The organism is Marinifaba aquimaris (assembly GCF_013328345.1).
In the GTDB taxonomy this organism is placed as follows: domain Bacteria; phylum Pseudomonadota; class Gammaproteobacteria; order Enterobacterales; family Alteromonadaceae; genus Marinifaba; species Marinifaba aquimaris.
Genome location: NZ_JABULX010000007.1, coordinates 40,780 through 64,778 on the forward strand (window position 1 = coordinate 40,780; position 23,999 = coordinate 64,778).

Below are 23,999 nucleotides of genomic sequence, written 5' to 3' on the forward strand. Positions count from 1 at the left end.
GTCACCAAACACCATGTGAAGTTACTATAAAATTCGGGCGCGAATAATAAGTGATCTCGCCTAACCGATCAAGCATTTATCAAAAAATGAGCAATTAAATTGCCGTCCCCGAGCTTGCTTGGTTAAAGCAGACAATGATAAATTAGCGCACCACTTCTTTTCATGCGCCCATATGCTATTTGCTCACGTTGCTGTCGCCGTTCCATTAAGGCGTTTATTCGATTACAAGATCCCTGAAGCGTTAGAAAGCAGCCTATCAATAGGCAGTCGTGTTGAAGTGCCTTGGGGCAGACAAAAACAAATTGCCGTTGTTGTAAATATCAGTGATAAAACAGAATTTTCAGCGGATAAAATCAAACCGCTGTCACGCATCATTGACCATATTCCTCTACTAGATCCCGCAATGGTCGCCCTAAAGAACTGGGTTGCACAGTACTACGTATGCCCACCAGGCGAAGTCTTTATCAACCTGCTACCGAAAAAGCTTAAAACAGGTGAAATAGCGAAGCCAGAAATGGAGACCTATTGGCAACTAGGCGATGAAAGTGCCTTTAGCCAAATCAGTAAACGCGCCAAAAAACAACTGTCCTTGATTGAAGAGTTAAAACAAACAGCAGAAATCGCAGATAGTCGATTAAAACAACAAGGTTATGCACAAGCGTTAATTAAAAAACTCAGTGAATTGGGCGCGATAACAGCAACTGAGAAAATTCCACTCGAGCACGATGTCAAAGCGCCAGTGAGCTTGGCAGAAACGCCGCTTACGTTGAATGATGAGCAAGTAATAGCACTTGAACAGATCAATCAACATTTGAGTACATTTAAACCCATACTACTCGAAGGCGTGACAGGCAGTGGTAAAACCGAAGTTTATTTACAAGCAATAGAACAAGTACTAAAACAAGGAAAACAAGTGCTGGTATTGGTGCCAGAAATCGGTTTAACGCCACAAACTTTAGGCCGCTTTCGCAATCGCTTTAATACCGAAATACTCACTTTACATTCAGAACTCAATGACACTGAACGACACAACGCCTGGCTTAAAGCGAAACTCGGCCTTGCGCAAATCATTATAGGTACCCGCTCATCCGTTTTAGTGCCCATGCCAAGCCTAGGTATGATCATCTTAGATGAAGAGCATGATATCTCTTATAAACAACAAGATGGTCTGCGTTATAACGCTCGTGATATTGCAGTGAAAAGAGCACATTTACAAAGCATCCCCGTTATTTTGGGTTCAGCGACACCGTCTTTAGAAACGGTTAACAATGCAAATCAAAACCGATATTTAAAGTTAAAACTCACTAAAAGAGCGCAAAAAACAGCTCCGCCAGTTCCCGAGTTATTAGACATTAAGCATCAGCCTATGCAAGCAGGCCTCGCCTATGGAGTGTTGCAGTGTATTGAACAGCATTTAAATGCAGGTAATCAGGTTCTCATTTTCCTCAACCGCCGAGGTTTCTCCCCTGCTCTTATCTGCCATGAATGTGGCTGGGTTTCAGAATGCCAACGCTGTGATAATCACTACACTTATCACAAAAGCATCAATCAATTGCAATGCCATCACTGTGGTGACATACAAGCGGTTCCGATGCAGTGCCACGATTGTGGTTCAACACAAATCGTCGACTGGGGGGTAGGAACCGAGCAATTAGAAAGCTTTTTATCAGAACGCTTTCCAGAAGCGAATACCTTGCGCATAGATAGAGATAGCACTCGTAGAAAAGGCGAGTTAGAGCGCAAACTAGAAGCCATCAATAAAGGCGAGCACCAATTATTGATTGGCACACAAATGCTAGCCAAAGGCCATCATTTTCCAAACCTGACATTAACAGTAGTGATGAATTTAGATCACGCTCTTTACAGTGCAGACTTCCGCGCACTGGAGCGCATGATGCAATTATTAGTGCAAGTATCTGGCCGTGCCGGACGCGGTGAAAAAAAAGGACAAGTGCTACTGCAAACTCACAATCCAGAACACGAGTTACTACAAACCATCATTAAAAAAGGTTATGCAGATGTGCAAAACTACCTGCTCGATGAAAGAAATGCGATGAAGCTCCCTCCTTTTCAATCATGGGCATTATTAAGAGTAGAAGCATTGCAGCTAGAAACCGTTCTGGCTTTTTGCCAACAAACTTCAAATACCTTTAATCCTTACTTGCAGTCTCACTATCAAAAAGTGGTCGCTATACCCGCCATGCCAGCACCTCAAGAGAAACGCGCCGGCCGATATCGTTATCTCATGGTTTTTGAATCCAATCACAGAGGTCATTTAAATGCGGCAATGCAGCATTTAACTCAATTACTTGAAGCTCAAAAAGGTTACAGCACGGTGCGTTGGACCTTAGATATCGACCCACAAGAGCTCAATTAAGCCCAGTTAATGAAATTAAATTTATCTCAAACGAGTGTTAATTAGCCGATATCCACTACATTTTTATTTTTTTTCAGCAAAGATATTTGTAATTAAAACAACCAATTAATGGATATTCAATGCGCTACTCTCTTAATAAAAATCGTCAATTTAAACTCGCTTTGATTAGTTTTGTCACCTTATTAATAGCCTTAATAATGCCTGCTAAATTATTCGCTAGTGAAACAAGTAAAATCACTCAACTTATCAATCAATCCAACCTTGATTACGCCCACAATGTAGTTAAAGGTGATATCAGTGATATTCAATATCGATATACCCCAGATGCTTGGTTGATAGGTCATGGCGGGATGCGAATTCAGGGACGAGAAGCCATTACTCAACACCTCAATGAAGTACTCGTGCAAAGGCCAGTGTCTGTGACGGTAACTACGATATCGCTAGAAAAAGCAGGCGATAAATATATCGAGCTAGGTGAAAGTAGAGGTACTGGTCAATCGGGTAGCACTTGGCTTGGTCATTACATGTCTATTTGGGTTGAGAAAGATGGTCAATGGCTAATTGAAAAAAACATCTTCAATTAACGAGCTTATTTTTTCGTTAAGAGCAGCTTGTTACTGACTCGATTATAAGCTGTTCTTATCATGCATTAAACCTGAATTTCGATTACATCAATTAAGCTAATATCCAGATCATACAGATTAGACAGTGAATGGCTTGATATTGATCAGTGGGTGGCTAATTAAAAATAAATGTACATTTAGTACAAAAACTTACAATTTATCTGAGCTTTGGCTTACTGATTTTTATCAACACATAAGGTTATAATCGCCGCTTGATTTGCCTTATTTTTCACAAGCTTTTTATTTACATGGCACCAAGAGATTATAAAAAACGTGGCCCAGCTACAAAAAAGAACACCCCACCCGCCCCTGAAAAACCAGCCCTTGGCATTAAAGTAATTTTAGTTGGCGTCATAGGCTTAATTGGCTTATTGGCTATGGCTTATGGTTTGTACGCAATTAATGGTTCTGCAGAAGATACACCCGCTTCAACGCCTGCACCCATTGAGAAAAAAGCAGAGCCTTTACCAGAAAAGCCAAAAGAAAAATGGAGCTATATTAAAGATTTACCTGAAAAAGAAGTGGAAGTTGAAGTACCAGAGCGCGAAAAGTCAGACAAACTGTATCAAATGCAATGCGCATCATTTAGAAGCAATAACCCAGCAGAAACGATGAAAGCGAAAATCGCATTTATGGGTATAGAGTCACAAATTAAAGTGACCGAAGGTAAAAATGGTAAATGGTACCGAGTTGTTCTTGGCCCTTATCAAACTAAACGCGATGCTGAGCGCGATCGTCACCGCTTACAGAACAACCGCATCAACGGTTGTAAAATTTGGTTATGGAACTGGAAATAGCATAAGCAAATCTTGTCATACCCTTGAAATAAAGAAATTAGCGCCCATTAACAGAGTAAGATTATTTTGTTAGTGGGCGTTTTTATTTCTGCCTCTTTGTCTATTACTTATAATAGACATGACACTTCCCACTGACCTCAAATAGGAATATACAATAGTGACAACGATAGTTTCAGCTCGTCGTGACGGTAAAGTTGCCATCGGTGGTGACGGTCAAGTTTCTTTAGGCAATACCGTAATGAAAGGTAATGCTAAAAAAGTACGCCATTTATACAATGGAAAAGTGATTGCAGGCTTTGCAGGCGGTACAGCTGACGCCTTCACATTATTTGAACGCTTTGAAAGCAAATTAGAAATGCATCAAGGTCACTTATTGCGCTCTGCTGTCGAATTGGCAAAAGACTGGCGTACCGACCGCGCATTGAGAAAACTTGAAGCCCTACTCGCTGTAGCAGATAAAGAAACATCGCTAATTATTACAGGTAATGGCGATGTTATTCAGCCTGAACACGACCTTATTGCTATTGGTTCTGGTGGCCCATTTGCACAAGCAGCCGCTACTGCTTTAATTGAAAATACCGAATTAAGTGCCCGAGATATTGTTGAAAAAAGCCTAACAATTGCTGGCAATATTTGTGTTTACACCAACACTAATCAAACGATTGAAGAACTTTAATCCGCACGAATTAAGCTAAAGAGATTTTGTTATGTCGGAAATGACACCTAGAGAAATAGTATCTGAATTAAATAGCCATATTATTGGTCAAAGCGACGCGAAAAAAGCCGTTGCTATCGCCTTGCGCAACCGCTGGCGTCGTATGCAGTTAAATGAAGAACTGCGCCAAGAAGTGACACCGAAAAATATCTTAATGATTGGCCCAACGGGCGTTGGTAAAACTGAAATTGCACGTCGCTTAGCAAAACTGGCAAACGCACCTTTTATCAAAGTAGAAGCGACTAAATTCACTGAAGTGGGCTACGTCGGTAAAGAAGTTGAAACTATCATTCGCGATTTAGCCGATATCTCAGTAAAACTGGTTCGCGAACAAGAAACGAAAAAAGTTAAAAATCGTGCAGAAGAAGCCGCTGAAGAACGCATTTTAGATGCGTTACTCCCTCGCCCACAAAACACTTTTGGCGAAGTTGAGCAAGTTGATGATTCAAGCACGCGTCAGGTTTTCCGCAAGAAATTACGCGAAGGTCAATTAGACGAGAAAGAAATCGAAATTGACGTTGCCGCACCACAAGTAGGTGTAGAAATTATGGCGCCTCCTGGTATGGAAGAAATGACAAACCAGTTGCAAGGCATGTTCCAGAACTTATCGGGTAAAGAAACGAAACAGCGCAAACTAAAAGTGAAAGAAGCCTTAAAGCTTTTAGTCGAAGAAGAAGCGCAAAAATTAGTTAACCCAGAAGATTTAAAAGAAGCAGCTATTAACGCTGTTGAACAAAACGGTATCGTCTTTATTGATGAAATCGATAAGATTTGTAAGCGCGGTGAATCATCAGGTCCTGATGTCTCTCGCGAAGGTGTTCAGCGTGACTTATTACCTTTGATCGAAGGTAGCACGGTCAGTACTAAACACGGCATGATCAAAACTGATCACATTTTGTTTATTACATCAGGTGCTTTCCAAGTCGCTAAACCATCTGACTTAATTCCTGAATTACAAGGTCGTTTACCAATCCGCGTTGAATTATCAGCGTTAACGTCTGAAGATTTTGTTCGAATCTTAACTGAGCCAAATGCCTCATTAACTGAGCAACAAATCGCGTTAATGGGTACTGAAGGTGTTGATATCAGCTTTACCGAAGATGGTATCGAGCAAATTGCCAAAGCCGCTTGGCAAGTTAACGAGAAAACAGAGAACATTGGTGCACGTCGATTACACACAGTAATGGAGCGCTTAATGGAAGAGATATCTTATGATGCGTCGGAAAAAAGCGGCCAGTCATTTGTGATTGATGCAGCATACGTAAATAAACACTTAGATACCTTAGTAGAAGACGAAGATTTAAGTCGCTTTGTACTCTAATAAAAGCTTGTAACTAGTTAAAAAAAAGAGCGGTTATCCGCTCTTTTTTATTGCTCATTGTCAGCCACTAGGATTTCAGTCGCCAGACTGTCAGATGGCTTTTTTGCACTGATAAACATCGTGCATTAGTACCTTGTGATTGCAATAACTCTTCTTGGGTGACTAAGTCAAAGTGCGTACTCAAGATACTTTGTAAAGCATCAAACCCTGTTAGATTCTCACCATTAACCTTAATACCACCCAACCATTTCGCTTTTTCAGTTGCGCTTTCATCCCATTGATAAGCGGAATTAAGAACCAAATAGCCTTGTGGGTTTAATCGTTGCTGTATTGCTGATAAACACAATCTAGGGTCGTAAAGGTGCTCAAGTAAGCTATCGGCATAAATTAAATCATAACCGGTAAACTGAGGCTTTAAGTTATGCGCATCTCCCTGATAAAACCCTACCTTATCTGCCAAAGACGTGAATTTAAGTTTGGCTAAGTTAACCTCGTGATAATCGAGGATTTCACCTTCAATCGATGTCGCAAATCTAACTGTTTGTTGCTCCTTGATAGCTAACGCATGTTGAATATGTCTTGCGGTAAAATCGATACCATCAACATGTTCAAAATATTTGGCTAATTCAAATGTGCCTCGCCCGACACCACAGCCTAAATCAAGAGCACGTGTTGCTTGAGGTTTAACACGTTTTAAAATATGTTCGACCCGCTTTGCTAACGGTTTTAACTCAGCAATATTCAAACCGCTGGAGAGGTACTGATCTTGTAGTTGATTGGCAATATCCGCTTGCGTCTCACAAATCACTACAGGCTCTACTGGTAGCTCTGAGGTTTGACTGCGGATGTAACGAAAACCTGCGTGTTGAAAAAAGTGGCGCCTAAATGCGTAACGCGAATCTCGCTGTGCTTCATTACCCGTTGAAATCCAAGAGCCACCTTTGATGAGGTTGTGTTTACCATCAAAAGTTGGTGTCGAGAAATCGTCGTATAAGGGGTGCACCTTAAAACCGTCAAAACCATCGATTGGTGTCTCTGTCCATTGCCAAACATTACCTATCACATCAAAAAGACCATCGACCTGAAAGCGATTGACCGGACACGAAGAGGCAAAAAACTCTAAGTTAATATTACCCGGCGCCTCATTCCAGTTAGCTAACTCAAGTGGCTGAATATCTCTTAACAACTGCCACTCAGCTTCAGTTGGCAGTCTAATAAATTCGCCAGTTGTCTGTGCAAGCCAATTGCAAAAAGCTTTAGCTTCGAGGTAATTTACCTCTACGGGCCAATTAAGCGGTAAAGGCATTTCGGAAGTTAAATTACGTTGCCAATACTGTCCATTACGCTTTGACCAAAACCTTGGCATATTTGGCTGTTGTGATTTAAGCCAAGCTTGACCTTCTTCTGTCCAGTATTGCGGTTTTTGATAACCTCCAGCTTCAACAAAACTCAAGAACTCTTGGTTAGACACTAAATATTGGCTCGCTTCAAAATCAGCGACATCCATTGATTTTTGGCCGTATTCGTTGTCCCACCCGTAGGTGGCATTAGCCTGAGGTTTACCCTGTTGTAAGGTTTTTCCGGTAATCGCCACAAAGCTATTTTTAGGTGCTGGCGCACTGTCTTGGCAAGCTTGCCAACCAGCTTGCTCAGTAATATCGGATGTATCCAACATACGGATTATGACAGATGAGGTCTCGAGGTGAATGCGCTCATGCTCAATCCCCATCAAGATAATCCAAGCCAATGAATCTTGCTGAATAGGCAATAAAAGCGGCATGTCATCAATAATTTGATTGATCAGTTTATAAACCTTATCGCGATAGGCCCTAACAGCGTCAACTGCTGGCCAATCATAATTTTTACTATCAAGATCATCCCAAGACATTTCATCCACCCCAACAGCACAAATTGCTTCAAGGTGTGGGTCGATTCTTTTATCGATATATTTACCCAATATCAATTTATTGATAAAAAATGTCGCGGTATGGCCAAAGTAAAAAATAAGTGGGTGGCGTAAACGTTCGGCTTTTTTATAAAACGCGTCATCATTATTGATATTGCTAAATAGCGATTGATATTGAGTCCATGAGTTATGGAAATAAGCTTTGATTTGCTGGCGTTTCTGCTCAATTGATTCACCCGTTAATAGGGGTGGTTTTAATGTTGGCTCAAAATATTCCATGTCTAATCTATATAATTATGTTTTTTTGATACTGAGCTAATACGGCTGACTTTAGCTTTTCGCCTAGTTGTAAATGCGCTTTATTGTGTTCAACTTGGCTTACAAGTTGATGAATGGACTCAACAAGCCAAACATCACTTGCAAATAGGCTGATGGCACCTTTTTTTTCACCACTATCATTTAGGCTTGTGGGTAACAAGACAGGCGTAAACGCCTCATATTCAGGCTTAATACGCTTATCAAACTGACCTAAGTGGTTGATAAATGGCTTAATTGCATTCACTACATTGGCTAAAGCATAGACCATATTAAGAAAAGGGTTATATAAATGGCTCGATGCCCCTAACCTATGCTCTATGCGTGCTGTTTTCTGCCAAGCGAACTCACTGAGCAACACATTTCCGTTGCAATCGGCCAATAGCGCCTTTTCTCCAAGCACTTGATTGTGCTTACCTAGCTGTCGATATAAAGCCACACTCCCTTGATGACCGCCGGAAATATCATTCGGGGAACTCAACTCTGATTCCAAATCAAAATCAGATTTTAAATTAAGGCGTTTAAACGCATCCTCTTCGGGTAGGTACAACAAACAATTATTCAGACTTGTTGATAATAAACAGTGCTGTAAATATTCGCCCAATTCGGTTTCGGCGACTAAATTGTTATTGTGTTTATCCCAAACGCTAATATTAATTTGTACAGCATTAGGAATATGCACTGCCTGCTTTTGCGGTGCAAAAATATCTTTAGTTCCCGCGGCCATACGCACTGAATCGGCCGACCAAAGCACAGGCTGGTAATAAACTTTAGCTATGCCTTGCTCGGCGAATAAATGAGGTAATAAAGTGAGGGTTTTAGCTAAATACTCGGCTTCTTCTAAAGGTGTTTGACCATTAAACAGTGACACGTATTCCCACTGATTACGCCAGAACTCAGGTTTCAATTCACCAGCTATACCATGTTTTTTCAGTGCTGCATTCACCTTGGCATAATTTAAGCCGTGATGCTGCATATCCGATTGACGCAGGGGGGCTGAAAAACCGCCTTCAAATTCGAAATGGATAGCCGCATTCAGCCCAATTTGTTTCAAATGCTGTTGATAAAGCGTAATGATCTGACGAGAAAGAAAAGTAATGCTATCCATTTGCACTGTATTTATATAAACCAGACAATAAATACGATAGCGGATAACATTTAGATTGGCTAATAGATTGTTTTTAAAGATTTATTGCGTATCAAGTGAAATACCAGTCAAACATAAAAAAATCCCCGCTAATTGCTTAGCGGGGATTTTTTATATTCAAACAGTGAGCTTAAAGTTTTTAGCTCACATTCAGCACTGTCGACTATACGCGTTGTACTGGGATGAACTTAGTTGTCATCTCTTCTTTTGGTGGCTCAAAGCGAGTTAAGTCAATACCTTCAACTGCAGCTTGGTACTCATCCATAGTTGGGAAACGACCCAAGATAGTTGAAAGAACAACAAGAGGTGTTGAACCTAATAAAGACTCACCTTTCTTCTCAGCACTATCAGCAACAACACGGCCTTGAAATAGACGAGTTGAAGTTGCGATTACAGTGTCACCTGGTTCTGCTTTTTCTTGGTTACCCATGCATAAGTTACAGCCTGGGCGCTCTAGGTATAAGATGTTTTCGTAAGTCTTACGCGCTTCACCTTTAGGGTTATTGTCGTCGAATACGAAACCAGAGTACTTAGCTAAGATATCCCAATCGCCTTCTGCTTTTAACTCATCAACGATGTTATACGTTGGTGGAGCTACAACTAATGGCGCTTTGAACTCGATAGCACCGTTTTGCTTTTCAAGGTTACGGAACATTTGAGCGATAATTTGCATGTCACCTTTGTGAACCATACAAGAACCAACGAAACCTAAGTCAACTGGCTTACCATCGTAGTAAGAAACAGGACGGATAACATCGTGCGTGTAACGCTTAGATACGTCTTCGTTGTTTACATCCGGGTCAGCAATCATAGGCTCTACAATTGAATCTAGATCGATTTCAACTTCAGCGTAGTACTTAGCGTTGTCATCTGGTGCTAATGCTGGTTGCTCACCAGACTTGATGCCCTCGATGCGCTCATCTGCTAACTTGATTAAACCAGCTAACATACCCGCTTCGTTATCCATACCCTTGTCGATCATGATTTGGATACGAGATTTCGCTAATTCGATAGACTCAATCAATGTCTCGTTATTAGAGATACAGATTGACGCTTTCGCTTTCATTTCTGCAGACCAGTCTGTGAATGTGAATGCTTGGTCAGCTAATAATGTACCGATATGAACTTCGATGATACGGCCTTGGAATACGTTCTCACCGTCAAATTGCTTAAGCATTTGCGCTTGAGTTGCGTGAACGATGTCACGGAAGTCCATGTGGCCAGCCATGTTACCTTTAAATGTAACTTTAACTGACTCAGGAATTGGCATCGCAGATTCACCTGTCGCAAGAGCGATTGCAACCGTACCTGAATCGGCACCGAATGCTACCCCTTTAGACATACGTGTATGCGAGTCACCACCGATAATAATTGCACGGTCATCAACTGTGATGTCATTCAATACTTTGTGAATAACGTCGGTCATTGAGTGGTATACGCCTTTCGGGTCACGAGCTGTGATCACACCAAACGCGTTCATGAATGCCATTAACTTAGGCGTGTTTGCTTTTGCTTTGTTATCCCATACAGAAGCGGTGTGACAACCTGATTGGAATGCACCATCAACAGAAGGAGAAATAGTAGAAGCAGCCATCGCTTCTAATTCCTGACATGTCATAGGACCTGTCGTATCTTGAGAACCAACGATGTTAACTTTAACACGAACGTCAGAACCAGCATGTAAAGGCGCATCTGAAGCAACACCTACAGCGTTACGGTTGAAGATTTTCTCAACAGCCGTTAAACCTTGGCCTTCATGAGAAACTTCTTTCGCTAGTGCGTAAACAGCCGGCGCTTCAACACCTAATGTTTCAGCAGCGAATGTTTGGATTTTCTTACCAAAAGTCACGGCGTAAGAACCGCCAGCACGCATAGATTCAACTTTTTGCGGCGTGAATGCTGAAGAAACATCAACTAACTCAGTATCGCCGTTGTAAAGCTTCTTAGCTTTAGTGTCGATAGTTAAGCATGTGCCAGTTGCAACTGAGAATGCTTCTTCTAGTACTGGGTCGCCATTAGCGTCAGTTACTGTGTTGCCGTCTGCGTCTACTTTCTTAACCCAGTTTTTAAGGTCAAGACCGATACCACCAGTTACGTCAACTGTTGTTAAGAAGATTGGTGCAATACCGTTAGTACCAGCAACAACTGGTGCGATGTTAACAAATGGAACGTATGGAGAAGCTTGTTCACCTGCCCAAAGAGCAACGTTGTTAACACCAGACATACGAGATGAACCAACACCCATAGTGCCTTTTTCAGCCACTAACATGACTTTCTTGCCAGGGTGCTTCTCTTGAAGTGCAACGATTTCTTGTTGTGCTTCTGGAGTGATCATACATTGGCCGTGTAACTCACGGTCAGCACGAGAGTGAGACTGGTGACCAGGCGATAATAAGTCAGTAGAGATATCACCTACACCTGCGATGTAAGTAACCACTTCTACTTTTTCTTGTACGTCTGGGAGCTTAGTGAAGAACTCAGCTTTCGCGTAGCTTTCTAAAATTTCTTTAGATACTGGGCAGCCTTTTTCGAATGCCGCTTTTAAGCGAGCTAAGTCAGCATCGTATAAGAATACTTGAGTTTTAAGAACATCTGCCGCTTGTTTTGCGATTGCAGCTTCAGTGCCTTCGATTACTAAATCAAGTAATACTTCGATTGAAGGACCACCTTTCATGTGAGAAAGCAATTCAAATGCAAACTCAACTGAAATCTCAGCAACAGTTTCGTTACCTAAGATGATGTCTTTTAAGAAAGCCGCTTTTGCGCCTGCAGCACTCGTTGTACCTGGAAGCGTGTTGTAGATGAAGAACTTTAATGAATCTTCACGGTGCTCATTAGCAGTGTCTTTGATTTGCTCGATGATTTCAGATAATAAATCTGCGCTATCAATTGGCTTAGGATTTAAACCAAGCTCCGCTTTACGCGTCTCGATTTCAGCCAAGTAATCTTGATATAAACTCATGTAAATTTCTCCGGGCGAATAATTTAAATAGAATTCTAGTTTTGAGCCTAAAGGGGCTGTACACCTTGATAAACCTTATTTTCAAAGGAAAATCAAAGTAAAAAAGTGAAAAGAGTATAATGGATAAGTAAGGCTATTTCAGCCTTTGTACTGGCTCAGAGAGGAAAATTACAGTGATACTCGCCATAAATGTGGTTTATAGCGAGTTAGATATTTATAAATGAGAACTATTGTTATTAAGTCGTTGCTCGTTTAATCGGTAAAAGCCTGTTTTAATTCAGTTAATCGTTTTTGTAGCGCTTCTTCGTGATAAGGCTCATCAGCTAAATTTCCCCAAACAGGTGAAGGCCAGACAGGGTCATTTTTGTAGCGACCGATAACATGTACATGCAATTGACTAACAACATTACCAATAGCAGCCACATTCAATTTATCTGGTTGATAGAGGTCGTTTAAGATATTTGAAGCTTGATTGACCTCAGCTAGAAGCTCAGTTTGTTGCTCAGCAGATAAGTCGATTAATTCAGTTGCTCCAGCTACTTTTGGTACCAAAATAAGCCAAGGTAACTTGCCATTATCAAGCAGTAACAGCTTGCTGAGCTTCAATTCACAGATTTCAAAACAATCAGCTTGTAAGCGGGTATCCAGTTCAAATTCAGTCATGGTATTTATATAAAGCTTAAATAAGAAATCGTTATATTAACTTAAAAGTCTATCAAAGCTTGTATTTTTTCAGAAGGAAATAAAGAACGGTACTCGTCATTCGATAATTTTTTTCCATTTATAACAACTAGCGGTCGCTCTAGACTTGTGATATCAAAAATAGCTCTCAACTCGGTTTGCAAATTAAAGGTTTGCTCGGAGCAACTGGTATGTGTGCAGCTTCCAACTGTACACCATGTAAACCAAGTTTCATTGAGCAAAGTCTTTTTCAAGCTATTTAAAGTTATCGAATAATCACCTGGTATGAATAAAATAGCTTCATGCAGACCAATTTGGTTATCAGAATTAATTTTTAAATTCGAGTAACGCTGCCAATTAAGCTTTATTGGCGTTTTTCCCAACGAATTCGAGAAGTGATATTTTCAGGACTAGCATCTGCAGTAGATATAGTAACCAAGTTGTAACCTCTTTTTACATGTATGATATCTGCAACATCTAAACCACTTGTCAATATCATTGTTTACGCCAGGGAAAAATCATTTTTCTATGCATTACTTAATATCCAATCTAAATCAAATTTTCTGTCATACATTGCTTCGTATTTTGTTATAAAGCTTTCGCTTACCTGAAAAGGTAATTTTGTAGTCCTGTATAAATTTTGTATAAAATCGTCAACTTGCACTTTCAAAGCATCAGGCCTCAATTCAGTCAATTCAATATTTTGCCTTGAGCTTGTAGCTACATAAACTAAGTAATGCGACGATAATGTTGACGTACCACCAGTTCCTGTTGTTTGTAAAACCTCTGAACTCAAAATAATCTTATTCAATCCATTGTAATTATTCACTCTCTTCCATAAGTAGTTGCCGACAACAATTTTTACCTGATTTTTATTCAGGTAAACTTTGTAAGAGCTAATCATAAAACTAAAGCTTATAACTTCTAAAATCAGAAATAATACATGTAAATAAATTGGCCACTCTGCATGTGCGTACTTAATATAGTTTCCTGTAGAAAAAATAAAAAAGAAACCACCAACTAAGCGAAATAAACCAGTGTAAACCCTATTGGTTATAATTATCTCATTCATAATTAAAATACCTACTCAGCTTTTATTTCACCCTTAATATCAAAAATACCAAGAACTGAAGCTTTTACTTAAGATACTCCTTGCCGTTTGATAGGTCCCAAAGCAGCATTCATTGGTAGCCGATATTTTTAACTTCACCACGCCAATAGATTCAGCGCCCTTATACTGCAACTATTTGAACATCATATTTAATTTTGCTTTTGCTTGTAAGGTCGGTTTGAGCGTAACCTGATATTTTCTCACTTTGAAAACAAAAATTGTCATATACCTTTGATCGTTGCGGATAATATTTCAGTGAACGCTGATGGAAAGGTCAGTTGCCATTTATTTTTGGGTACAAATTTGATGCTTGCTAAACAATTCAATAATGAGAGCTTTTTAATGCGACCAAAGCATTCATGCAAGAAGACAAAATAACCGTAAAAATTAACCCTCCAGAAAATAAAACATCAACTTTGTCTGATTTATATACCACAAAAGAACTTCGTCCAATGCAAAAACACCCAATACCAATCTATCGAGGAACAGAAAGTAACATTGAGGTACTAATTACTAATCATGGTATTGGTCATGACTTTCCTGGCGGAGCAATCGACCAGAGTGAAGCCTGGGTTGATTTTAGAGTTTATGACGCGAATAAAAAACTAATACACTCTAGTGGTCATCTAACTAAAAATCACGAGATATCGAAAGGAACTACAATTTACAAAGAAATTCCTGTAGACAGAGAGGGTAAAGATGTATGGCGACATGATTTGTTTAATATGGTTGGAAAGGCCTACTTAAACACAATTCCATCTGGGGATAAAGATTTTATTAACTATGCCTTTTATGTACCTGACTGGGCATCCTCTCCACTGACCATTAGCTCGGCATTGAAGTACAGGACATTAAACCCTAGATATCTGAAGTGGGTAAATAAAAAAACCAAGTGAAGGAAAATCCGATCATAGATATATCAAAGGATACCATTTACGTTCCTTTAGTTAAGAGACTAAATGTACGAAATTAGCCCATAAAAAAACCGCCAAATGGCGGTTTTTTTAATACTTTACAAAAGAAGGAGCTACTTCTTTTTCTTCGCTTTAGCGTTTGGTAAGTCAGTAATTGAACCTTCAAATACTTCTGCAGCCAGACCAACTGATTCGTGTAATGTTGGGTGAGCGTGAACAGTTAAAGCGATATCTTCTGCATCACAACCCATTTCGATTGCTAAACAGATTTCACCTAATAACTCACCACCGTTAACACCAACGATTGCACCACCTAATAGGCGTTGAGAGTCTTTATCAAAGATAAGCTTAGTGAAGCCATCTTGACAACCTGAAGCAATTGCACGACCTGAAGCTGCCCATGGGAATACAGCTGTTTCGTAGTTTAAGCCTTGCTCTTTCGCTTCTTTCTCAGTTACACCAGCCCAAGCAACTTCTGGTACTGTGTAAGCAATTGAAGGGATTACTTTAGGTTCGAAGAAGTGCTTCTTACCAGCAATGTTTTCAGCTGCTACATGGCCTTCATGCACACCTTTGTGAGCAAGCATAGGCTGACCTACGATGTCACCGATAGCATAGATGTGTGGAACGTTCGTTTGCATTGCAGTGTTAGTTTCAATGAAACCACGATCAGTAACTGTAACACCTGCTTTTTCAGCATCGATTAGTGAACCGTTTGGAGTACGACCTACTGCTACTAATACAGCATCGTATTTAACTGGTTCTGCTGGCGCTTTCTTGCCTTCGAAAGATACGTAAATACCATCTTCTTTTGCTTCAACTGCCGTTACTTTTGTTTCTAACATGATGTCACCAAGCTTCTTAGAGATAGCTTTAGTGAAGTTTTTAACGATATCTTTGTCAGCAGCTGGAATTAATTGGTCCATAAACTCAACAACATCAATTGTTGAACCTAATGAGCTGTATACTGTACCCATTTCTAGACCGATGATACCACCGCCTAATACCAACATTTTTTCAGGTACAAATGGCATTTCTAATGCATCAGTAGAATCCCAAATACGTGGATCTTCATGAGGAATGAAGGGTAATTTCACAGGCTTAGAACCTGCTGCAATAATAGCATTATCAAAGTTAATTGTTGTAACTGAACCGTCTTCAGCTGTTACATCAATTGTATTACCGCCAGTAAATTTACCGTAACCGTTAACCGTCTTAACTTTACGCATTTTAGCCATACCTGCTAAACCGCCCGTTAATTGACCGATAACTTTTTCTTTGTGGCTACGCATTACATCGATGTCGATTTCAGGCTTGCCAAAAGTTACACCTTCATGTGCCATAGCTTGCGCATCATCGATATGCTTAGCAATGTGTAATAACGCCTTTGAAGGGATACAACCAACGTTTAAACAAACACCACCTAGTGTTGAAAAACGTTCGATAATAACTGTTTCTAAACCTAAGTCAGCAGCACGGAAAGCAGCTGAGTAACCAGCAGGGCCGGCACCTAGGACAACAACTTGTGTTTTAATTTCGTTGCTCATGAGTTCCTCATGTATTTTTTTATTAGGGCTTGAGTGAGATGGATTCTAACCAATCCCAATATTTATTTCTCGTATGAATTTAAATTAATGTATTCATACAATTCATAATCAGTATTTGTAGCATTTGTGGGCAAGAAATTATTCCCTGCCAACACAATTTTAAATCTAAGTAGTTGTGCTTTAGACAAAAGCTACCGCGTCTTGCTTTCGCCTCTTACCTACATCCATGTAGGTAAGCCGCCTTTTGACGGCATGCCTAATTTATCAATTACGACGATTTAAAGAATAAAACGACGTAAATCGCTTAAGTTAGCTGCAATCTCAGTTGAGAATGCTGCACCTTCAGCACCATCAATCACTCGGTGATCGTAAGATAGTGATAAAGGAACCATTAAGCGAGGTTCGAACTCTTTACCATTCCACTTCGGCTTAAAGTCAGACTTAGATACACCTAAAATACCCACTTCTGGTGCATTAACGATAGGCGTAAATGAAGTACCACCGATACCACCAAGACTTGAGATAGTGAAAGTACCACCTTGCATGTCAGCGGCTTTAAGCTTACCGTCACGTGCTTTCTTAGATGTTTCGATTAACTCACGAGAAAGCTCTTCGATACCTTTTAAGTTCACGTTTTTGATAACAGGAACAACCAGACCACCAGGTGTCGCAACCGCGATACCAATGTTGATGAATTTCTTAACGATTAAGCTCTCACCGTCATCAGATAATGAAGAGTTGAAGTTAGGGAACCTCTCTAGCGCACGCGCTACCGCTTTCATTACAAATACTAGTGGTGTGATCTTAAGACCCGTCTGTTTCTTCTGATGGAATGCATTTTGTTCTTTACGGAACGCTTCTACATCAGTGATATCCGCTTCATCGAACTGAGTAACATGAGGAATAGTTGCCCAGTTGCGGTGTAAGAATGGACCTGAGATCTTTTGAATACGTGATAATGGTTTAACTTCTACTTCACCAAACTTGCTGTGATCAATAGGTTTAACCGGAACAATTTCAAGTACATTTTCAGGAATAGGACCTGATGCACCGCCAGCCGCTTTTGGTTTAGCAAGCTCAGCTTTAACATAGTTTTGAACATCTTCTTTAAGGATTCGACCCTTGCGACCTGTTGCTGAAACAAGTGTTAAATCAACACCGAATTCACGAGCAATACGACGAACAGATGGTGAAGCGTGCACATTTTTGCTTGGCTTAGCAGGTTCTACGTTAGCTGTTGGCTCTGTTTTAGCAGCTGGGGCTGCAGGAGAAGGAGCGGCTGCAGCTTGTGGTGCTGGAGCAGGTGCCGGAGCGGCAGCTGGTGCAGCAGAACCTTTTGTTTCAACTAAAACAATTAGTGAGCCTTCAGAAACCTTGTCGCCTACAGCTACCTTGATTTCTTTGACTGTACCTGCAAATGGTGCCGGTACGTCCATTGTCGCTTTATCCGTTTCTAGAGTGATAAGACCTGCTTCTTCTTCAATCTCTTCACCAACAGAAACTAATACTTCGATGATATCAACATCAGTGTCACCACCGATATCTGGTACTTTCACTTCTTTTACTTCAACTGCTGCAGGGGCAGCAGGCGCTGGAGCAGCGGCAGCTTGAGGTGCTGGAGCAGGCTCAGCAGCTGGTGCGTCTGTTGCACCGCCAGCCGTTTCAAGAAGTAGTACAAGTGTACCTTCAGACGCTTTGTCGCCAACAGCAATCTTAAGCTCTTTAACTACACCATCTTGTGGACAAGGAACATCCATCGTTGCTTTATCAGTTTCTAAAGTGATTAAGCCATCTTCAGCAGATACTGCATCACCCACATTAACTAATACTTCAATGACTTCAACGTCTGTGTCGCCACCAATATCTGGTACCTTAACTTCAACAACAGCAGTTGAAGACGCCGCTGGTGCAGCTTCAGCTTGAGGAGCTGCTGCAGGAGCTTCTTCTGCAGCTGGTGCAGGAGTAGCTTCAGCTGCGCCTGTTTCAACAGTCACAATTAAAGTACCTTCAGATACTTTATCGCCCACTGCAATTTTGAACTCTTTCACTGTACCTGCAACGGGTGCAGGAATATCCATTGACGCTTTGTCAGATTCAACTGTGATAAGTGAGTCTTCAACTTCAACTGTGTCACCTACGGCTACACATAGTTCGATAACTTCAACTTCATCACCGCCCACATCAGGGACTAATACATCTTGAATTGCCATTTATCTATTCCCCTATTAAGCGTAAAGCGGGTTGATCTTGTCTGCGTCGATACCGAACTTAGCAATTGCTTCGGCAACTACTTTCTTCTCGATTTCGCCACGCTTAGCTAATTCGTATAACGAAGCAACAACAATGTAATGCTCATTTACTTCAAAGTGAGTACGTAAGTTTTCACGGCTATCTGAACGACCGAAACCGTCAGTACCTAATACACGGTAATCGGTAGGAACGAAACCGCGGATTTGGTCAGCGTATTGCTTCATGTAATCCGTAACAGCAACAACAGGACCTGCAGCATCTTTCAATAATTCAGTTACATAAGGTACTTTTTCTTCAGCTTCTGGGTGAAGCATGTTGTAACGCTCACAATCTAAACCGTCACGCGCTAACTCGTTGAATGAAGTTGCAGAGTAAACATCAGAGCTGATGTTGTAGTCTTCCGCTAAAATTTGAGCAGCTGCACGAGCGCGCTCTAAAATTACACCTGAAGATAAGATATTTACATTAGCAGTAGGTGCTTTAGCAGCAACTGTCTCTAACTTGTAAAGACCTTTTCTGATACCTTCTTCAACGCCTTCTGGCATTTCAGGTTGAACGTAGTTTTCGTTCATTACTGTGATGTAGTAGAAGACATTCTCGTTATCACCGTACATACGCTTGATACCGTCTTGAACGATAACTGCAAGCTCATAACCGTAAGTTGGGTCATAAGTAATACAGTTAGGAACCGTACCAAAGTGTAAGTGTGAGTGACCGTCTTCGTGCTGTAAGCCTTCACCGTTAAGTGTTGTACGACCAGCAGTACCACCAATTAAGAAACCACGTGCTTGTAAGTCACCTGCTGCCCAAACCATATCCCCAACACGTTGGAAACCGAACATTGAGTAGTAGATGTAGAATGGAATCATTGGTAAGTCAGAATGCGAGTATGAAGTCGCAGCTGATACCCATGAAGACATCGCACCTAATTCGTTGATACCTTCTTGTAATACCTGACCTTTAGTGTCTTCACGGTAGTAAGCAACTTGGTCTGCATCTTGAGGTGTGTATTTTTGACCTTCGTGAGCGTAAATACCGACTTGACGGAATAAACCTTCCATACCGAAAGTACGCGCTTCATCTGGAATGATAGGAACAATGTTCTTACCAATTTGCTTGTCTTTTAATAATGCTGTTAAGACACGAACGAATGCCATTGTCGTTGAAATTTCACGACCTTTAGAACCAGCCGTTGTCGCTTTAAACGCATCCATTTGTGGAATAGTTAACTCTACAGATGAGTTTTCACGACGAACAGGCACCACACCACCTAAAGCATTACGACGGTCCATCATGTACTTGTATTCTGGGCTGTTCTCTGGGAAACGGTAGTAAGGTAAGTTTTCTAACTCTTCATCAGAAACAGGCACATTGAAACGATCACGCATGTGGCGGATGTTGTCTAAGTCCATTTTCTTAACGCCGTGAGCAATGTTCTTACCTTCAGCCGCTTCACCCATACCGTAACCTTTAACTGTCTTAGCTAAGATTACGCTTGGACGACCTTTAGTCGCTTTTGCTTTTGCGTATGCAGCGTATACTTTCTGTGGATCGTGACCACCACGGTTTAAACGCCAAATGTCTTCATCAGACATGTTAGCAACCATTTCTTTTAATTCAGGGTACTTACCAAAGAAGTGTTCACGCGTGAATGCACCACCTTTAGCTTTGAAGTTTTGGTATTCACCATCAACTGTTTCGTCCATTAACTGTTGTAATAAACCGTTAGTGTCTTTAGCTAATAATGCATCCCAGTAACGACCCCAAACAACTTTAGTCACATCCCAACCAGCACCGCGGAAAGTACCTTCTAATTCTTGGATGATTTTACCGTTACCACGTACCGGACCATCTAAACGCTGTAAGTTACAGTTAACGATAAACACTAAGTTATCTAACTCTTCACGTGAAGCAAGGCCGATAGCACCTAATGATTCTGGCTCATCAATCTCACCGTCACCTAAGTAACAATATACAGTTTGCTCTGAACAGTCTTTTAAGCCACGGTCAGTTAAGTACTTTAAGAAGCGAGCCATGTAGATAGCTTGCATTGGACCTAAGCCCATAGATACCGTAGGGAACTGCCAGTAATCCGGCATTAATTTCGGGTGTGGGTAAGAAGATAAACCATCAGCGAAAGCTTCTTGACGGAAGTTATCTAATTGATCTTCTGATAAGCGACCTTCTACGAAAGAACGTGCGTAGATACCCGGAGAAATGTGACCCTGGAAGTAAACTAAGTCACCGCCGTCTTTTTCATTTGGTGCACGGAAGAAGTGGTTAAAACCTACATCGTATAACATAGCTGAAGATTGGAAAGACGAGATGTGACCGCCTAACTCTAAATCTTTTTTAGAAGCACGAACAACCATCATCATTGCATTCCAACGAATTACCGCACGGATACGCGCTTCTAATTCGCGGTCACCCGGCATTGCAGGTTCTTGACCAGCAGGGATCGTGTTGCAGTATGCAGTAGTTGCATCAAATGGCATGTGAGCACCATTGCGGCGTGAAGTTTCGATCATTTGATCGATTAAGTAATGCGCGCGCTCTGGGCCTTCGTTTTCTAATACAGATTCAATTGAGTCGATCCAATCATGTGTTTCGATTGGGTCTACATCATTTTTAAGGATGTCTGACATCAGTTTTTCCTTATTGCTATTAAATTTTTTACCTAACTCTTGCTTCCATTGAATCAAGAGAAAAGCGTGAAATTAAACTTCTGTTCTATTGTTTCGTACTTTGTTGCAAGCGGCGTAAAGCGCGTTGGTTTCGGTCTAACTCCGATCCCATTTGCAGCAATGTTTCTTCAATAAAAGCTAAATGATGGTGCGAAGCATTGCGGGCCTGTATAGGATTGCCCGAAATAATCGCATTCATCAGAGATTCTCTATCATCATTTACTTGTCTTGCCGTATCCGGCTTAGACTTAAGCATCTGAAAATTAGTTTCAATATTCTGCTTAAGCAGAGGGGCCATAGCATTAACTAAATGCGAGATCACTAGGTTGTGAGAAGCTTCTGCAATGGCCTTAAAAAATTCAAATATGGCATCAATTTGATCGCCAACCATATTATCGTTGCATGAAATAATAGACTCAAAACTGAGTTTTATCCTTTCAAAATCAGCTGGGGTACCTCGAAGCGCAGCATAATATGCAGCAATCCCTTCTAATGCGTGACGAAACTCGAGTAGATCGAGCTGTGATTCAGGCTTAGATAAGATGAGTTCAAATAATGGATCGCTAATAGCACTTTGCAGGTTTTCACTGACAAAAGTGCCCCCGCCTTGACGACGAGTGACTAAACCTTTGGCTTCGAGTTTTTGAATGGCTTCACGCAGAGAAGGGCGAGAGACAGCAAACTGAGCAGCGAGTTCACGCTCAGGAGGTAGTTTTTGACCGGGCGTCAAACTACCTTCCAAGATCATGGCTTCAAGTTGCTTTAAAATAACATCGGCTAATTTTGGCTGGCGTACTTTATTAAACGTCATGCGTTAGCTGAATTTCTCTCTTTATATTTGAGCCAACTACTCAGGTTTGAAAAAGGTTTGGCTAAGCTTAGTACAAACTCGGCAAACATCGTAAAACTTCAACCATTGCGAGATACACCACAACAGAAATGCTTGCCAAACCACCACAATCAAACTCGGTAAATTGGTCTTACCAATCTAAATTTGCGCAATACTTTAGCAGAATTGGTGGTCTATGCCAATGCTTATTAGAAAATGTAACAAATTGGTCAACTAGCTTTACGTAAAGTAAAAAAGGTGAAAAGAGTCGATAAATGAATTGTTTAGAGGCTTGGTGAACGGTTAGATAAATACAAAAAAGGCCTGAAAAACAGGCCTATTTGATAACAGATTGGCTATTGTAAAATGCCAGCTATGGTCAGTGTAGCAATCACGGCAATACAAAAAACGACAGCCCTTTTCGCTAGTTTCAACATGACTTTTGGTTCAGTCAAACAATCACCATCTGGGCAAGTAAAATCTTCTGCAGCAACGGCTACTTTCCTCACATACTCCCTAGTATCGATTTGAGTATCAAATAAGTGTTCAAACCAATAACCAACAGCATTAGAAAAATTCCCAACAAACATATAAGCAAAAGTGGCTATTCTCGCTGGCACGAAGTTGAGCACCAGTAAAATATGATCTAGGACAGGTTCTGCATGGACAAAAGGCGTCTCAGCCCCCTCTGCTTTTAATTTCTGTATTTCGCTGAGCATAGCCATGCTAAAGGCATACAAAATAGCTCCCGCAGGCCCCAGTAATGCAAACCAAAAAATGACACTTATATAGTGGCGAAAATTAAGCCAAACAAGTGTTTGACCAAACGTTTCTTTGCACTGTTCTTGCTCATCAACTTGCATCCCAAGCTGCCTTGCGTACTCATAACACGCTTGTTTATCCCCTCTGTTGGCCGCTTCTAAATACTTTTTGTAAAGCATGCGTTGATTTGGGCAACCTAAACAAACGAATAAAATTAAACAACTGAATAAAATGCCAAACAGACTAAACCCAAGCAGGTGCTGAATGTAAAACAAAATAAGTACTGGCAGTAATAAACAAATCAATACTTGTTTTTTTAAGCTATTGATTGAATCAAACTTAATTTGATCGGCCAGTAAATTCCTATATATATTGTACCAAGAGGCATAATGTAATGACGATTTGGTTAACGCCATGCGTTCTAACAGTATTACCACTAATAAACTAATTAATGTCATCTTATATTCTTATCAAATTGGAAAGTAGGTTTTTGGGCTAAAGTTCGCTTTTATAGTAAGACCAATCAAAGCCCGTTCCAGGGTCCGTTTTTCGGCCAGGGGCAATATCACTATGCCCAACAATTTTGTCTAAAGTAATCTTAGGATAGCTTTGCATAATCGCACGCGTCACTTCTATTAAACTTTGGTATTGGGCAGATTCAAACTCACTATCATCAGTGCCTTCTAATTCTATCCCGATTGAATAATCATTACAGCCATCTACACCTGCAAAACTTGACACACCAGCATGCCAAGCGCGTTCATTAAAAGGTACATACTGGATAATTTCGCCATCTCGTCGAATCAAAATGTGTGAAGACACCTTAACGTCTTTTAAGTCAGCAAAGCTCGGATCGGCCTGACAGTCTAAGCAGCCTAAAAATAAGTCATCAATATAAGGTAACCCGTATCGCCCTGCTGGTAAGGATATGCAATGGATCACCAGTAAATTGATCTCTGTATTTGTGGGTCGAGTATTAAAATGTGGGGAAGCTTGGTAATGCACATCTGACAAGATATGATTAGCAATAGACAAGTTCTTCATTGTTTTATTAGGGT

General features: G+C 40.8%; 18 protein-coding genes. 6 read left to right on the top strand and 12 right to left on the bottom strand.

The window, feature by feature from the left end; all coding sequences use genetic code 11:
- Positions 1-118 precede the first annotated feature (118 nt).
- The 5 genes from priA (at position 119) to hslU (ending at position 5,833) form a co-directional block, all read left to right on the top strand.
- On the top strand, positions 119-2,377 hold the full coding sequence (gene priA, locus HR060_RS06685; RefSeq protein ID WP_246283104.1) for a primosomal protein N': 2,259 nt from the start codon (positions 119-121) through the stop codon (positions 2,375-2,377).
- Positions 2,378-2,496: 119 nt separating this feature from the next.
- A complete protein-coding gene (locus HR060_RS06690) occupies positions 2,497-2,961 on the top strand; it encodes a YybH family protein (RefSeq protein ID WP_174199517.1) in 465 nt (154 codons plus the stop codon).
- A 287-nt stretch (positions 2,962-3,248) separates the two neighbouring features.
- Entirely contained in the window at positions 3,249-3,797 is a 549-nt protein-coding gene (locus tag HR060_RS06695) for an SPOR domain-containing protein (RefSeq protein ID WP_174199518.1), read from the top strand.
- Between the two features lie 157 nt (positions 3,798-3,954).
- Positions 3,955-4,473 (top strand): ATP-dependent protease subunit HslV, encoded by a 519-nt coding sequence (hslV, locus tag HR060_RS06700; RefSeq protein ID WP_174199519.1) that lies wholly within the window; start codon positions 3,955-3,957, stop codon positions 4,471-4,473.
- Between the two features lie 31 nt (positions 4,474-4,504).
- On the top strand, positions 4,505-5,833 hold the full coding sequence (gene hslU, locus HR060_RS06705; RefSeq protein ID WP_174199520.1) for an ATP-dependent protease ATPase subunit HslU: 1,329 nt from the start codon (positions 4,505-4,507) through the stop codon (positions 5,831-5,833).
- Between the two features lie 67 nt (positions 5,834-5,900).
- Here hslU and ovoA read toward each other — a convergent pair whose 3' ends face one another.
- The 6 genes from ovoA to HR060_RS06730 form a co-directional block, all read right to left on the bottom strand.
- Positions 5,901-8,018 carry a 5-histidylcysteine sulfoxide synthase gene (gene ovoA / locus HR060_RS06710; RefSeq protein ID WP_174199521.1) on the bottom strand — a complete coding sequence of 706 codons (2,118 nt, stop codon included), beginning with the start codon at positions 8,016-8,018 and terminating at the stop codon, positions 5,901-5,903.
- A gap of 7 nt (positions 8,019-8,025) precedes the next feature.
- The gene (locus tag HR060_RS06715) at positions 8,026-9,162 is read right to left on the bottom strand and encodes a hypothetical protein (RefSeq protein WP_174199522.1); all 1,137 of its coding nucleotides are present in this window, start codon (positions 9,160-9,162) and stop codon (positions 8,026-8,028) included.
- Positions 9,163-9,364: 202 nt separating this feature from the next.
- Positions 9,365-12,163: a bifunctional aconitate hydratase 2/2-methylisocitrate dehydratase gene (locus tag HR060_RS06720; protein WP_174199523.1), complete on the bottom strand. Its 2,799-nt coding sequence runs from the start codon at positions 12,161-12,163 to the stop codon at positions 9,365-9,367.
- A gap of 252 nt (positions 12,164-12,415) precedes the next feature.
- Positions 12,416-12,826 carry an HIT family protein gene (locus HR060_RS06725; RefSeq protein WP_174199524.1) on the bottom strand — a complete coding sequence of 137 codons (411 nt, stop codon included), beginning with the start codon at positions 12,824-12,826 and terminating at the stop codon, positions 12,416-12,418.
- Between the two features lie 382 nt (positions 12,827-13,208).
- The gene (locus HR060_RS19630) at positions 13,209-13,343 is read right to left on the bottom strand and encodes a hypothetical protein (RefSeq protein WP_281362592.1); all 135 of its coding nucleotides are present in this window, start codon (positions 13,341-13,343) and stop codon (positions 13,209-13,211) included.
- A gap of 27 nt (positions 13,344-13,370) precedes the next feature.
- Positions 13,371-13,916 carry a hypothetical protein gene (locus HR060_RS06730; RefSeq protein ID WP_174199525.1) on the bottom strand — a complete coding sequence of 182 codons (546 nt, stop codon included), beginning with the start codon at positions 13,914-13,916 and terminating at the stop codon, positions 13,371-13,373.
- Between the two features lie 398 nt (positions 13,917-14,314).
- On the opposite strand from HR060_RS06730, the gene HR060_RS06735 reads away from it, so the two are divergent.
- Positions 14,315-14,851, top strand: coding sequence for a hypothetical protein (locus tag HR060_RS06735; RefSeq protein ID WP_174199526.1), 537 nt, complete (start codon positions 14,315-14,317; stop codon positions 14,849-14,851).
- Positions 14,852-14,982: 131 nt separating this feature from the next.
- Here the strand turns inward: HR060_RS06735 and lpdA are convergent, their stop codons facing one another.
- From lpdA to ampD, 6 genes are all read right to left on the bottom strand, one after another.
- A complete protein-coding gene (gene lpdA / locus HR060_RS06740; protein WP_174199527.1) occupies positions 14,983-16,416 on the bottom strand; it encodes a dihydrolipoyl dehydrogenase in 1,434 nt (477 codons plus the stop codon).
- 278 nt (positions 16,417-16,694) lie between these two features.
- Positions 16,695-18,626, bottom strand: a complete 1,932-nt coding sequence (aceF, locus tag HR060_RS06745; protein WP_174199528.1) for a pyruvate dehydrogenase complex dihydrolipoyllysine-residue acetyltransferase — start codon at positions 18,624-18,626, stop codon at positions 16,695-16,697.
- Between the two features lie 15 nt (positions 18,627-18,641).
- The gene (gene aceE / locus HR060_RS06750; RefSeq protein ID WP_174199529.1) at positions 18,642-21,311 is read right to left on the bottom strand and encodes a pyruvate dehydrogenase (acetyl-transferring), homodimeric type; all 2,670 of its coding nucleotides are present in this window, start codon (positions 21,309-21,311) and stop codon (positions 18,642-18,644) included.
- Positions 21,312-21,396: 85 nt separating this feature from the next.
- The gene (gene pdhR, locus HR060_RS06755) at positions 21,397-22,161 is read right to left on the bottom strand and encodes a pyruvate dehydrogenase complex transcriptional repressor PdhR (RefSeq protein ID WP_174199530.1); all 765 of its coding nucleotides are present in this window, start codon (positions 22,159-22,161) and stop codon (positions 21,397-21,399) included.
- Positions 22,162-22,535: 374 nt separating this feature from the next.
- A complete protein-coding gene (gene ampE, locus HR060_RS06760; protein ID WP_174199531.1) occupies positions 22,536-23,399 on the bottom strand; it encodes a beta-lactamase regulator AmpE in 864 nt (287 codons plus the stop codon).
- A gap of 37 nt (positions 23,400-23,436) precedes the next feature.
- Positions 23,437-23,985 (bottom strand): 1,6-anhydro-N-acetylmuramyl-L-alanine amidase AmpD, encoded by a 549-nt coding sequence (ampD, locus tag HR060_RS06765; protein ID WP_174199532.1) that lies wholly within the window; start codon positions 23,983-23,985, stop codon positions 23,437-23,439.
- Positions 23,986-23,999 lie beyond the last annotated feature (14 nt).

What these genes read in the sequence shown, in the direction of transcription:
- aceE (WP_174199529.1), bottom strand. Translation starts at nt 21,311, where the DNA reads ATGTCAGACATCCTTAAAAATGATGTAGACCCAATCGAAACACATGAT.
- HR060_RS06720 (WP_174199523.1), bottom strand. Translation starts at nt 12,163, where the DNA reads ATGAGTTTATATCAAGATTACTTGGCTGAAATCGAGACGCGTAAAGCG.
- HR060_RS06725 (WP_174199524.1), bottom strand. Translation starts at nt 12,826, where the DNA reads ATGACTGAATTTGAACTGGATACCCGCTTACAAGCTGATTGTTTTGAA.
- HR060_RS06730 (WP_174199525.1), bottom strand. Translation starts at nt 13,916, where the DNA reads ATGAATGAGATAATTATAACCAATAGGGTTTACACTGGTTTATTTCGC.
- HR060_RS06715 (WP_174199522.1), bottom strand. Translation starts at nt 9,162, where the DNA reads ATGGATAGCATTACTTTTCTTTCTCGTCAGATCATTACGCTTTATCAA.
- ampE (WP_174199531.1), bottom strand. Translation starts at nt 23,399, where the DNA reads ATGACATTAATTAGTTTATTAGTGGTAATACTGTTAGAACGCATGGCG.
- HR060_RS06690 (WP_174199517.1), top strand. Translation starts at nt 2,497, where the DNA reads ATGCGCTACTCTCTTAATAAAAATCGTCAATTTAAACTCGCTTTGATT.
- HR060_RS19630 (WP_281362592.1), bottom strand. Translation starts at nt 13,343, where the DNA reads ATGATATTGACAAGTGGTTTAGATGTTGCAGATATCATACATGTAAAA.
- aceF (WP_174199528.1), bottom strand. Translation starts at nt 18,626, where the DNA reads ATGGCAATTCAAGATGTATTAGTCCCTGATGTGGGCGGTGATGAAGTT.
- HR060_RS06695 (WP_174199518.1), top strand. Translation starts at nt 3,249, where the DNA reads ATGGCACCAAGAGATTATAAAAAACGTGGCCCAGCTACAAAAAAGAAC.
- ovoA (WP_174199521.1), bottom strand. Translation starts at nt 8,018, where the DNA reads ATGGAATATTTTGAGCCAACATTAAAACCACCCCTATTAACGGGTGAA.
- HR060_RS06735 (WP_174199526.1), top strand. Translation starts at nt 14,315, where the DNA reads ATGCAAGAAGACAAAATAACCGTAAAAATTAACCCTCCAGAAAATAAA.
- pdhR (WP_174199530.1), bottom strand. Translation starts at nt 22,161, where the DNA reads ATGACGTTTAATAAAGTACGCCAGCCAAAATTAGCCGATGTTATTTTA.
- hslU (WP_174199520.1), top strand. Translation starts at nt 4,505, where the DNA reads ATGTCGGAAATGACACCTAGAGAAATAGTATCTGAATTAAATAGCCAT.
- lpdA (WP_174199527.1), bottom strand. Translation starts at nt 16,416, where the DNA reads ATGAGCAACGAAATTAAAACACAAGTTGTTGTCCTAGGTGCCGGCCCT.
- ampD (WP_174199532.1), bottom strand. Translation starts at nt 23,985, where the DNA reads ATGAAGAACTTGTCTATTGCTAATCATATCTTGTCAGATGTGCATTAC.